Origin of the sequence: Chryseobacterium oncorhynchi (assembly GCF_002899895.1) — a bacterium.
GTDB classification, from domain to species: Bacteria; Bacteroidota; Bacteroidia; order Flavobacteriales; family Weeksellaceae; genus Chryseobacterium; species Chryseobacterium oncorhynchi.
In genome coordinates, this window is sequence record NZ_PPEI02000003.1 from 135,583 (window position 1) to 149,025 (window position 13,443).

At 33.5% G+C, this 13,443-nt stretch carries 8 protein-coding genes; 2 read left to right on the forward strand and 6 right to left on the reverse strand.

Annotation, left to right across the window (positions count from 1 at the left end):
- Window positions 1–130: 130 nt before the first annotated feature.
- Both rnr and rpiB read right to left on the reverse strand, forming a co-directional pair.
- Window positions 131–2,284, reverse strand: a complete 2,154-nt coding sequence (gene rnr, locus C1638_RS10870) for a ribonuclease R (RefSeq protein WP_109620875.1) — start codon at window positions 2,282–2,284, stop codon at window positions 131–133.
- A 597-nt stretch (window positions 2,285–2,881) separates the two neighbouring features.
- Window positions 2,882–3,316 (reverse strand): ribose 5-phosphate isomerase B, encoded by a 435-nt coding sequence (gene rpiB, locus C1638_RS10875; RefSeq protein ID WP_076352881.1) that lies wholly within the window; start codon window positions 3,314–3,316, stop codon window positions 2,882–2,884.
- Between the two features lie 649 nt (window positions 3,317–3,965).
- On the opposite strand from rpiB, the gene C1638_RS10880 reads away from it, so the two are divergent.
- Complete coding sequence (locus C1638_RS10880; RefSeq protein ID WP_109620877.1) at window positions 3,966–5,156, forward strand: phosphoglycerate kinase; 1,191 nt, start codon at window positions 3,966–3,968, stop codon at window positions 5,154–5,156.
- A 354-nt stretch (window positions 5,157–5,510) separates the two neighbouring features.
- A complete protein-coding gene (locus C1638_RS10885) occupies window positions 5,511–7,421 on the forward strand; it encodes a glycoside hydrolase family protein (protein ID WP_123838370.1) in 1,911 nt (636 codons plus the stop codon).
- A 491-nt stretch (window positions 7,422–7,912) separates the two neighbouring features.
- Here the strand turns inward: C1638_RS10885 and C1638_RS10890 are convergent, their stop codons facing one another.
- The 4 genes from C1638_RS10890 to C1638_RS10905 all read right to left on the reverse strand — a co-directional run bounded on the left by C1638_RS10890 (window position 7,913) and on the right by C1638_RS10905 (window position 13,441).
- A complete protein-coding gene (locus C1638_RS10890) occupies window positions 7,913–8,734 on the reverse strand; it encodes a class I SAM-dependent methyltransferase (RefSeq protein WP_109620881.1) in 822 nt (273 codons plus the stop codon).
- Between the two features lie 117 nt (window positions 8,735–8,851).
- The gene (gene mnmG / locus C1638_RS10895) at window positions 8,852–10,714 is read right to left on the reverse strand and encodes a tRNA uridine-5-carboxymethylaminomethyl(34) synthesis enzyme MnmG (protein WP_109620883.1); all 1,863 of its coding nucleotides are present in this window, start codon (window positions 10,712–10,714) and stop codon (window positions 8,852–8,854) included.
- A gap of 146 nt (window positions 10,715–10,860) precedes the next feature.
- A complete protein-coding gene (ybeY, locus tag C1638_RS10900) occupies window positions 10,861–11,280 on the reverse strand; it encodes an rRNA maturation RNase YbeY (RefSeq protein WP_109620885.1) in 420 nt (139 codons plus the stop codon).
- Between the two features lie 4 nt (window positions 11,281–11,284).
- On the reverse strand, window positions 11,285–13,441 hold the full coding sequence (locus C1638_RS10905) for a patatin-like phospholipase family protein (RefSeq protein ID WP_109620886.1): 2,157 nt from the start codon (window positions 13,439–13,441) through the stop codon (window positions 11,285–11,287).
- Between the last annotated feature and the right edge of the window lie 2 nt (window positions 13,442–13,443).

Below are 13,443 nucleotides of genomic sequence, written 5' to 3' on the forward strand. Positions count from 1 at the left end.
TAGGGAAGTCCCAAAAGTATGAACAAGCAACTAAAACTCACTTTTATGATTTTTAATAGGTCTTAAAAATAAAAGAGATCATTCCTATAAGGAACAATCTCTTTTTATTGTTATATCTTGATTATTGATGTTAGTTAACCACCTTAAAGTCTAATTGTTTTTGAATCAAATTAGCCTTTACAACCTTAATCTGAACCTGATCTCCTAATTGATACCTATTTCCGTGTCTGTTTCCGTATACAGCATGAGTTTTTGCATCATACGTATAGGAATCATCCACTAAGTCTCTTAATTTGATCAAACCTTCAGCACCATTTTCAGGAATTTCTACCCAGAATCCAAATTCAGCAACCCCGGAAATTACTCCTGTGAAAGTTTCACCAAGGTGTTTTTCCATAAATTTAACCTGCATATACTTAATAGAATCTCTCTCAGCATCTGCTGCCAGTCTTTCCATAGCACTGCAATGCTTTGCTTTTTCTTCCAATTCAGGTTTAGCCGGAGATTTTCCTCCGTCCAGATAATGCTGAAGAAGACGGTGGGCCAATAAATCCGGATAACGACGGATAGGAGAGGTGAAGTGGCTATAGTACTCAAAACCTAAACCATAGTGGCCTATTGGTTCTGTAGAATACACTGCTTTACTCATACTTCTCATCGCCAGTGTTTCAATCATGTTTTCTTCGCCTTTTCCTTTTACATCATGAAGAAGTTTATTCAAAGATTCTGCAACTTTCTTGGTATTGGCAAGGTCCATTTTATATCCGAATGTGGAAACAAAGTCTCTTAAAGCTTCCAGTTTTGCCGGATCCGGATCATCGTGAACCCTGTAAATAAAGGTATTATTAGTAATCTCCTTTTTCTTTGTTAAGGATACAAACTCAGATACTTTTTTATTCGCTAAAAGCATAAATTCCTCGATCAGGTGATTGGAATCCTTGCTTATTTTAAAGTAAACCCCGATGGGTTCATTATTTTCATCCAGATTGAATCTTACTTCGCTTCTGTCAAATGTAATTGCGCCTCTTCTGATACGTTCATTACGCATGATCTTAGCAAGTTTATCAAGGGTATTGATTTCTTCAGCCAGATCTCCTTCACCAGTTTCAATACGCTCCTGAGCTTCCTCATAAGTAAATCTTCTGTCGGAATGAATCACTGTTCTTCCAAACCATTGTTTTTGGATTTCAGCCTCATCATTCAATTCAAAAACGGCAGAGAATGTATATTTATCTTCGTTTGGACGAAGAGAACAAACATCATTACTCAATACTTCCGGTAGCATCGGAACAACCCTATCTACAAGGTAAACTGAAGTAGCTCTCTTATATGCTTCATCATCCAAGATCGTTCCCGGAACCACATAATGAGATACATCGGCAATGTGAACACCAATTTCCCAGTTTCCGTTTTCTAGTTTTCTCATGGATAGGGCATCATCAAAGTCCTTCGCATCCTTAGGGTCAATAGTAAATGTGCATATATCACGCATATCCCAACGTTTTGCCACTTCTTCATCAGTAATGCTTCTGTCAATCTTATCTGCATCAACCTCTACTTCTTTTGGGAATTCATATGGCAAACCATATTCGGCAAGGATAGAATGGATTTCAGTTTCATGTTCTCCCGGAGCACCTAGTACTTGTAGAATTTCACCTTCAGGATTTTTATCTCCGGGTCTCCATTCCGTCATTTTTACAATTACCTTGTCTCCATCTTCAACATTATTGAATTTATCTTTCGGAATAAAAATATCTGTATTGATAGATTTTTTATCACAAACTACAAACCCGAAATCCTTGTGAGCAACCTTTTGAAAAGTTCCTACAAACTCTGTTCTTGTTCTTTCCAAAACTTCCAAAACAGAGCCTTCCAATTTCTTTCCTTTATAATGATAAGTTATAATAAGAACCTTATCTCCCTGTAAAGCATCCTTTACATTTTTAGCGTGAATGAAGACATCATTTTCCACCCCTTCCACACTTACGTAAGCATTTCCGCTTTGGTTGAAATCAATAATTCCAGTTAATGTTCCTGCAATTTTCATATTCACGATGTACTTTCCTTTTTCTACTTCCTGGATTTTTTCAGACCCCTGAAGTTTATGCAAAGCCTGGATCACAAGTTCTCTTTGTCTTGGATTCTTGTATTCTATTCCGTCCGAAATCTGCTTATAATTATAAATTTTTGATGCATTTGCATTCATGAAACGTAGGATCAATCTTCCGATTTCCATGAGTTTCAAATCATTTTTATGACTTATATATTTTCTTTTTTTTGACATTTAATTTTCTTTTTTAATTCGTTTTTTACTTCCTCCCTAAGTCAGAAGCCAATCTTTTTTAAAGATTGAATTTAATATGAGATAAGTTACCATCTCTATTGGTAAACATTTCAATTACCTTCTTTCATTGATTATAAATCATGGTCATATTCTGATCGAATATAAGTATTATCAATGGTAACTTTTCAATATTCTATTCTTTACTTAATATATAACATTTTCATATTTCAAATTCATCCATTCGGGTGAGCTTTGTTTTGAAAATGATTCTACACTTTTTTAAGAATTCTTCACTATTATTTCATAAGCCTGGAAACAGCAAGCCACAAAAAACAATACTACAGATATTCTTTTTTTCATCAAACCTTAATGTTTAATTCAACCTTATTTTTCTAAATCTACTTAATAACGGAAGCTTTAGTTTTGTATAAATTTAATACAAATATCGAGAAGAAAGGAGAAAAACCTTCTATTTAATATGTTTTAATATTATAAAGGTTCTGGAAGAAGAATAGAATATAACTTCTATTGAACACTGCAAATGTACGAATAAAAAATAAATAAGGCTTGTAATTTGAATTACAAGCCTTAGTATATTTAGCAAACAGCAATCTTATCAACCCTGTTTTGGTGTCTTCCACCTTCGAAATCTGTAGAAAGAAATTTATCTACAATTTCAATTGCTAGTTCCTTTGATATAAACCTTGCCGGCATGGAAATCATATTCGCATCATTATGCAGTCTTGCCAATGTTGCAATCTCCGGCATCCAGCAAAGTGCGCATCTAATCTTCTGATGTTTGTTCGCAGTGATCTGAACGCCATTTCCGCTTCCACAGATCAAAATTCCCAGCTCATTTTCTCCGTTTTCCACAGAGGTTGCAGCAGGGTGAACAAAGTCTGGATAATCCACACTGTTTGTGGAAAACGTTCCAAAATCTTGAACTTCAAACTGTTCTGAAAGGTAGTTCTTAACAATCTCCTTATATTCATAGCCTGCATGGTCCGCTGCGATAGCAATTTTTCTTTTCATAATACTCTTATTAAGCTTTTTTAGATTTTATTTCCTTACAAAGGTAAGAATAATAACAATTCGTGTTAGTAAACCGTGAGTTAATTGTGAAAAGGTATGTTAATAACTGTGGAAAACTTTTTTCAACTTTCTATTTTTAAAGATAAATTTATTTCGTAATAGAAAATCCTTCCGAAAGTTTTCACCACAACTTTCCAGATCTTTTCTCAAGCTATCCCCAGATTTCTCCATAATAAAATAACTAATAATGATTTCTTGGCAAAGTTATCAACAATTGTGAATAAGTGTCTGAATATGCAGGTTTACAGTTATTTATATTGTGAGTTAAATATGAATTGAGTACCAGTTGAGTATTATCAATTTTTAGCTAAAAACTTATCCCCGATACTAACAATATACAACAACAACTACATTATTCTTTTTTTTAAAGAGAGAAGAAATGTTGATTAATGGGTGATTGGGTTCTGGGAAAGTTTTTGAAAACTTTTATTTTAATCAATCTGTTGAAAAAGTTTAAAACCTTACATTTGTGAAACGAAAAATCAAAGAAATGAATGGAATTGCCTCTGGCGAAATTTGCTGAAAAGCCATTAGAGCTGGATTAGCTGTTCCGAGGTGATCTCAGAAAAAAATAAATCTAAATATAAAAATGAAAACAATTAACGACTTCAATTTTAAAGATAAGAAAGCTCTTGTAAGAGTTGATTTCAATGTTCCACAGGATGACCAACTGAAGGTGACGGACAATACCAGAATTGTTGCAGTGAAACCAACAGTAGAGAAAATCCTTAAAGATGGCGGATCTGTTATCCTAATGACACACCTTGGAAGACCGAAAGGAGAGGTTAAGGATGAGTTTTCTCTAAAACATATCTTAGGAGAAGTTTCTAGTGTTCTTGGCCAGGAAGTGAAGTTCGTTGATGAGTGTATTGGAGAAAAGGCAGAAAAAGCAGCTTCTGAGCTTAAGCCGGGTGAAATTTTATTATTAGAGAATGTACGTTTTCACAATGAAGAGGAGAAAGGAGATGAAGGTTTTGCTGAACAACTTTCCAAGCTTGGGGATGCTTTTGTAAACGATGCTTTTGGAACGGCACACAGAGCTCACGCTTCAACTGCTGTAATCGCTAAATTCTTTAATTCAACTAGGTTTTTCGGTTTATTAATGGCTAAAGAACTTCAAGCAATCGATAAAGTTTTGAAAAGTGGTGAGAAACCTATCACTGCAATCTTAGGTGGATCTAAGGTTTCAACTAAGATTACCATTATAGAAAACATTCTTCCGGCTGTAGATAATTTGATTATTGGAGGCGGAATGGCTTTCACATTTATTAAGGCACTTGGAGGTAAAATTGGAAATTCATTAGTAGAAGAGGATAAAATTCCTTTAGCTCTTGAAATCTTAGGTAAAGCAAAAGAACATAAAGTTAAGATTTATCTTCCTTCTGATGCTATCATCGCTGAAAGTTTCAGTAATGATGTTGAAAGAAAAGAAGCAGATATTTATGCAATTCCTGAAGGATGGATGGGATTGGATGCTGGTCACAAATCAAGAGATCAGTTTAATGATGTATTATTAAATTCAAGAACAATTCTTTGGAATGGTCCAATCGGAGTTTTTGAAATGTCACATTTTGCCGGAGGAACTGTTGCTCTTGGCGAGAGCATTGCTGAAGCAACAAGATTAGGTGCTTTCTCTTTAGTTGGAGGAGGAGACAGTGTTGCATTCGTTAAGCAATTTGGATATGCTGATAAAGTAAGTTATGTTTCTACCGGAGGTGGAGCAATGCTTGAAAGTCTTGAAGGACTTGAGCTTCCTGGGGTAGCTGCTATCAACAATTAATAAGAAATAAGTATCTATATTTTAAAGCCTGCTAATTATATTAGCAGGCTTTTTTGTGTTTGAAATTCTATTGATAAATCCTGAATTGATCGTGGTTTCTATTACTTTTAGATATAACCTTAAGTTATACTAAATATACTTGATTCATTGATAGAAAGTTATACTATAACAAGCTTCTTAGATCAATAAATGATTATTTAAATTTCAGATTTTGATTAGAACACTAATTATTTTAAGAATAGAAATGAAATCTTTTTTTATTTAAAAGGCTTTGTTTTTCTTTCTGAATATTTTTTTATACGTCAAGTTTTGACGTTACCAGGAAATACATTTGCAATACCAAATTAGAATATTATGATGTATACAAATGAATTTTTTGCGGTAGGAAATACAGCTCCTAATGATGATCTTGTACAGCTAATTGATAGCTTTACAGGAGAGAATGTTAACTTTAGAAAAGTAAATACTTGGATTGATGGACAAACTCTTGGTGTGAATGATCCCAAAGTCTTGAATGATGAGATTATTTATCGATCAAGGGGTAGTGAATACTATGTAAACACGGTAGTTTTTTCTTCAAAAAGAGTTTATGTTACAACTTTTGGAGTAGTATCGGATTTACGTTTTGATCAAAGATCTTCTGTACAAAAAGCGATTAATATTTGCTCAGAACTCAGGTTAAAGCTCGTTTTTCCAAACGGTTATTTTCTTATTAATTCATATACTGACGATATTAAATTAAGAGGGGCACATAGTAATATCCTTGAGCTTAAATCTAATTTGGATATTGAGTTTGAAGAATACAGTGTCATTCAATTGGGAACTTATTTTGATAATAAAAATTTTGTTTTATTTTCAGGTTTTAATCATGAAGAATCGAATATGTTAACACCTATATCCAATATTACACTTAAAGGAAAGGGAACAATCGACTTCAATGGAAATTTGTCACAGATTAGAGGAAAAGATAGAAATCGCATTATTAGAAGATTTGGTTTTGAAGGAGGTAATTGTACTAATGTTCTTATAGATGGGCTACATTGGGTAAATGGAGATCTAAGTAATTGTATTGGAACTGGTTGGGCTGAAAATGGCAATAAATTTATAATTCAAAATTGTATTTTTGAGGAGTTAACTAAAAGTCATGAAGAATCTAACTATGACCATTCTACAATCTACGGAAATGCTAATTTTTTAACTGTTCACAATAATATATTTATAGGGAATGAACAGATGAAATTAGTTGGATGTGCATGTGAGATTCATGGCAGCAATGCATCATTCTCAAATAATAAAATATACAACTATTTGAGAATGAATTTTGTAGTAGGGAATATTGGTGAAAAAGGAAGTGTTTCAGATATTTCAATTTCAGATAATATTGCAGAGGTTACGAGTGGTGGAGTGTATATATGGCCAAATTCGAAAGCAAGTGTATCAAACTTATTAATTTCTTCAAATAACATTAAACATATACATGTTCCAGGAAAGGATATGTGGTATAATGGAACTCAATGCCTATTTATTATTCAAGGAAAAGGTGGCGATTGTAAAAGGATTACGGTTCGTAATAATGTTTCTCATATTTTGTATACTAACGGTAATTATTCCAGATATGCTGCTGGTATTGCTAGTAATGTTGAATCATTAGAAATATGTGATAATCACTTTATTGGACATTCTTTAGGAATTTCATTTGATTTAGATCATGACGAACTTAATCCTGTTTTAAGTGAATACTCATTTATTAAAATTTCAGGTAATAATTTTACTTCTTCATCTAAGTTAGTTAAAATTGAGGCGAGAAAATTAGATTATTGTTTAATTGCTTACAATTCTACAGTTCTTGATAATAGCTCTATGGAAAACTTAATTGAAATTAATAGTGATATTATTCAATCTACAACGGTAAGAGATAATATTTATATTTCAAACCAGCCAAAAGTTGAGTTTGCACCATCCTCAGTGTTTTTGGCTGATCCATCTAATAAGGCTAAATATGTTCTGTCATTAGTTAGTACACCAGTACCTACCGTGAATGGTGGAGGATCTGCTTTTATTAGTCCTGTCCTTTCAAGTAACCACAAGAGGGTAGGGGGGATGTACACAATTCAGCCAACATATCCATTCCCTGAACTTTTCTTCAATGCGCATACTTTTGGTGCCGGAGGAACTTCGGATGTAAAATTTAAAGTTGATAACATGACATCAACTAATTTTGTAGGAAATCCAAATTTAGTTAGTAACTTGATTGTTAACTTATAAAACGAAGACCGGAACTATTCCGGTCTTTATTTTTTTATAGTGCGAAAATTGACATTCATAAATGCTTTAAAAATCAAAAAACTATATATTTTCGAGTATTTGTATGTTCAACAAGAAATAAAGCTTGAAATGATAGGTTTCTATTTGTTTTTTTTCTTTTGAAGTTGGTTTTTTGATTTTTTGCTCGTTAGAAAGATGATTTTATTAAAATTTCATTTTTTTTGAATTTTTATTTATTTTCCAAATTTATCTCTATCTGAAAAGTACTAAATACTTTTCATGTGAAAATAGAGTAGGAGGGAAAATGCAAAATTTGATTATTTAGAAATCTAATTTTCTTTTTTGAATTTTTTATGAATGAATTTTTAAATAAATCTAAGATGCATTCTTTTATAAAAATAAAAACTCAGGAGTAATTATCCTGAGTTTTTTAATTTTTTTGATGAAAATACTGAAATTTGGCTTTCAGAAATGGCTTAAAAATCGATTTTCTATCTTTTTTCGATAATGTATATCAAACTTGAAAATTCGTTCGAAAAAAGGGCTTTTATGTTCGAAATCGTTCCGTAGATTGTCGCTTTTAACCAAAATAGAGGAGATTTTTTATATTTTTCGCTAAGCATCGAGATATAATAGGAATCCAGGACCAATGGTTTAATCTTTCTCATTTTCCAGTCTGATTTTTTTGAAATCAAATTTTCCATTCCATTTTTTGAAAAATGGTAGACGTGTCTTGGAACATCATAAGCTGCCCAATATTCTTTGTAATGTTTTGCATCGTAAGAAGTAGGGTTGGGTACGGCAATAATGAGAATTCCTTTTTCTTTTAATTTCCCGTGAAAAGCATTCAACATTTCATCTTGGTTCTCGATGTGTTCAAATACATGCCAAAGCGTAATAGCATCTAAGCTGTTTTCTTTGATTTTATTGATATCATCTAGAATCTTCGCTTTTGCTATTTTTCCTTGTGCCGCATTTCTTGCATCTGCATCGGGTTCAAAACCGAATGTTTCAAAATCATTTTCTATATATCTTACAAACTCTCCTGCACCACATCCATAGTCTAGTACTTTGGATCCTTTTTTAATTCTGTCAACAAGAATATTTTTCTTGTATTGTAAATTGAAAGACTGAAGAAATTTGTAAAGCTTTTCTTTCAAACTTCCGGAATCCTGATGATGGGAAATATAATCTTCGCTTTCGTAGTATTTGGAAATATTGGATGGGATAGGGGATGTTTTATATACACCTTTTGTTTCTGTTTCCTTAATCTCAAATATTTCCTGTGAAAGAAAATGATCTTTTATTTTCATTGAATTCGCTATCTGTTATATTTAAAAAATTAAGATATTCAGAGAGTTGTTGTACGCTCATAAATACCCTAATTTCTATTTTATTTGTTTTGATGTTTCACGTGAAACATTTCTTTTTTAACGCCCTAAATACACTAGTAAAACGTTAATATCAGCCGGAGAAACCCCGCTTATTCTTCCTGCTTGTGCAATAGTCTTAGGACGTATGTTTGACATCTTCTGTTTTGCTTCTGCAGAAAGGCTTGAAAGCTTGATATAATCAAAGTCTTCAGGAATTTTAATGTTTTCTAAACGATTAAGTTTAGCCACATTTTCCTTTTCTTTCTCAATATAGCCTCTATACTTGATATTAATTTGTGCCTGCTCTCTTACTTCATCATTATATTGACTAGAAACTTCTTTAATGAAATCAATTTCATCTAATTTCTCTAATGTAATATTGGGTCTTGTAAGAATTTGAGCTGCTCTATAGGCTTGATCTACAGGATTACTTTCTACAGATTCTAAAATAGGGTTAATAACACCCGGTTTTAAAGAAGTTTCTTTAAGAAACTCTTCAAGTGACTGACTATCAGCTATTTTAGATTCTACTTTTCTTAATCTTTCTTCTTTTGCAAGCCCTAAATGGTAAGCTTTTTCAGTTAACCTGATATCGGCATTATCTTGTCTTAAAAGAAGTCTGTATTCCGCACGTGAAGTAAACATTCTGTAAGGTTCCTCGGTTCCTTTTGTAATTAGGTCATCGATCAATACTCCAATATAGGCTTCATCTCTATTAAGGATAAAGTCTCCTTTCTCATGAACTTTATTGTGTGCGTTGATTCCGGCAATTAAACCTTGGCCTGCTGCTTCTTCGTATCCTGTGGTTCCATTGATCTGTCCTGCGAAATATAAATTATCAATTAATTTTGTTTCTAGGGTATGCTTCAACTGGGTAGGAGGGAAGTAATCATATTCAATAGCGTAACCCGGACGGAAAACTTTTACATTTTCAAATCCTGGAATATGTCTCATCGCTTTGATCTGTACATCTTCAGGAAGAGATGAACTGAATCCGTTTACATAGATCTCTACAGTTTTCCATCCTTCCGGTTCTACGAAAAGCTGGTGTCTGTTTCTTTCTGCGAAACGATTGATCTTATCTTCAATACTTGGACAATATCTTGGACCTAAACTTTGGATGGTACCATTGAACATTGGACTCCTGTCGAATCCTTCACGAAGAATATCATGAACTGTTTCGTTGGTATAAACAATATGACAGCTTAATTGTTTTGTTAATTTCGGAGTATCAAGATAGCTGAACTTTTGAGGATTTTCATCTCCTTTTTGTTCTTCCATTTTAGAATAATCTAAACTTCTTCCATCAACTCTTGGTGGGGTACCAGTTTTCATTCTCCCGGCTTCGAAACCTAAAGTTACCAATTGCTCGGTAATTCCAAATGCTCTAGGTTCGCCCATTCTTCCACCACCTAATTGTTTATCTCCAACGTGAATTAATCCGTTAAGAAAAGTTCCGTTGGTAAGAACTACTGATTTTCCTTTGATTTCAATTCCTAAAGAACTGATGACTCCGGTTACTTTATTGTTTTCTACAATTAGCTGTTTCACCATATCCTGAAAGAAATCAAGATTAGGAGTATTCTCTAATGCAAGTCGCCATTCTTCTGCGAAAAGCATTCTATCATTTTGGGTTCTTGGGGACCACATGGCGGGACCTTTTGAAAGATTCAGCATCTTGAATTGGATTGCTGATTTGTCTGCAATAATTCCGGAATATCCTCCCATTGCATCAATCTCTCTTACGATCTGTCCTTTTGCGATTCCACCCATTGCGGGGTTGCAACTCATCTGTCCGATGGTCTGCATATTCATTGTAATCAATAGTGTTTTTGAACCCAGGTTGGCTGCTGCTGCTGCTGCTTCACATCCTGCGTGTCCTGCACCTACTACGATCACATCATATATTTCTGAAATCATTTTTATCTCGCTTGTTTAAGCTTTAAACCTTATCTTTATTACCAATGTTTCACGTGAAACATTTTTGAAGAATGCACTCTAAGTAAACTTGTATTATTACTAGAATAGAGTACTTTAGATATGGGACTTTAAGTGATTGTTCAATTTCAATTCTTTAAATCCTTGTATTTAGCTAAGTACAAATCTTCCATTCTTCGCATCTCTTTTTCTTCCTCTTCCGTCTTGTCTTTATAGCCTGCAAGGTGTAAAATACCGTGGGCTAAAACCCTTCTTAATTCTTCTTCAGAATCTCGGGAAAGGGTAGAGGCGTTATCAGAAATGCGCTGCAAAGATACGAAAATCTCAGCGCTTATTGTCTTGCCTTTTACATAATCAAAAGTGATGATATCGGTATAATAATCATGTTGTAAATAATCCTGATTAATCTTCAAAAGATATTCGTCATCACAGAAAATGTAATTGATTTCTCCTAGTTTTTTTCCTTCTGAAAGAATAAGATCTTCCAGCCATTTTTTGTAATCTGTGTTTACCGACTCTGGTAAATTTTCGTAAAAGAATTGTATCATTGTATTAAAACCAGTGTCCTAAAATAACACTGAATATGCCTTTTTGATTGTTTTTAAGTGAGTGGCTGAAGTTTACTTTAATCTGCCCGAAAGGAGATTTATATCCAGCTGTAAGTCCAAGTGAACTAAAATTTACTTTAACTGCATCTTCAAATTTAATATCATTTGAAAGGTTGGCAAAGGTAAAGTTTCCGCTGATAAAATAGTTCTTATTGAATTTAAACTGAAGATCATTGGATGCTAATATCACATTATTTGTATGCAACTGAGCAAAATAAAATCCTCCAAAGCTTTTGAAGTTAATAATATTCTGTTCAAAAAGTCCCCCCAGTCTGTATTGATAATAGGAGGGAAGATGCTCTCCAAGGGTAACACCTCCAAATAAGTTAAGACGGTAGGTAAACTGTTTACCTAAAGGGATATTTACTTTCAAATCCGCTTTTATCTGGACAATCCTTCTTTCTACTTCAGATTTTAAAAGATCAATTACTTTTCCTTCTGCTGCAAAGTAAACCCCTTTGGTCGGAAATTCCTTGTCATCTTGCGTATCTGTCTTCAAGAATATGTAAGGATTTAAAAAGCGGCTATAACGCCTGTTTTCCCCATTAATTTCCGCTCTAAAGTAGTCGTGGCTAATACCACCACCAATAGCGAATTTATCTTTCCAAATGGACTGTATATAAGCCTCATTTCTGGCCCATTCCCATTTGTCGATAACATAATTATCGGCATTCTTCAGATCAAAGCTCATTCCTGAAGAATAAATACCAAATCCTGGAATATATCCGTTATCAATAAAATAATTTACATAGTATCTGAGCTTATCACCTACAATTACATCTACCGAAAGGTTTGAATTTTTGAATAAAAGTCTCTTTGCAGAGTAGTTTAATAGCAATCCAGTTTTAAAAACTTCATCATAATGCAATCCAAATCTTAAGAAATGTCGGGCATCATCTTCCGTTACATAAAGCTTTAGATAATTAGCATCATTCTCCTGAACGATATCATAGTTGATGAATTTATAATTATTTGTAGCAACAAGTTTATCAATCATCTTATTGATACTGCCATAAGTTTGTAAAGAGGGAAGACGCAATCCCATTTTCCCCAGCGTATAGTTTTTACCGAATATTTTGCTTCCTTCAATAGAAATACTGTCTATCTTATATACATTGGAATATATAGGATTTACGCGCTGTCTAAGGCGGTCAAATGGACGTTTGGGTAATTGATCCAGAATTTGAGTGTATTTTAAGCCTTCCACATAGCCACTGTCAAGAATTTTTTTCTTGTCATCATAGCTTGTGGCAGACATCCCTTTAAGGTCAGGCTTAATATTGATATCTGTATACTGATATTGTTTTTTTGTATCCCTTTTTATTCCAAAGTCAATAACCTGATTCAGAATGGAAATAATATTGTTTAAATCTTCTCTTTTTGATAGATCCTGATTAAGGTCCACCCCAATAACGATATCAATTCCTTTATCTTTTAATGGCTTTGAAGGATAGTTTACCGTCATAGCTCCATCAATATAAATACTGTCGCCTATCTTAATAGGATCCATTAAAGATGGGAAAGCAGAACTTGCCATTATAGATTGTACTAGATCACCCTTTTCAAAGATCTGCATATTTCCACTTTCAAGATTGGTAGCAACACATAAAAAAGGGATTGGCATTTTTGAAAAGTCCTCAATATTGGAAACGTTTTTGAAAAGCTCCTTTAGAAGATAAACATTTCTCTGGCCTGTACTAATGGAAGAGGGAAGTGTAATTTTCCCATTTTTTAATGGTATAGATAAAAGATATTTGTCTACAGATTTATTGAAGAAACTACCTTCTTGTCTAGATTTAGGATCCATAATCAAAGAATAGAAATCCGTATCCATAACGATTTTTTCTATTTCTTTCCCAGAATAACCGGAAGCATACAGACCACCAACGATGGCTCCCATACTTGTTCCGGCAATATAATCTACCTTTACTCCCAATGAATCTAATACCTTTAGTACTCCGACATGTGAAAAACCTTTGGCACCACCACCGGCTAGCGATAGTCCTATTTTGGGGTTCTTCGGAATTACTAAGTCTTTTTTTACCTGAGAGTTGAACAATAGCAATTGGAATACGAAAAGAAGAATCAGGAGTTTTCTCATAG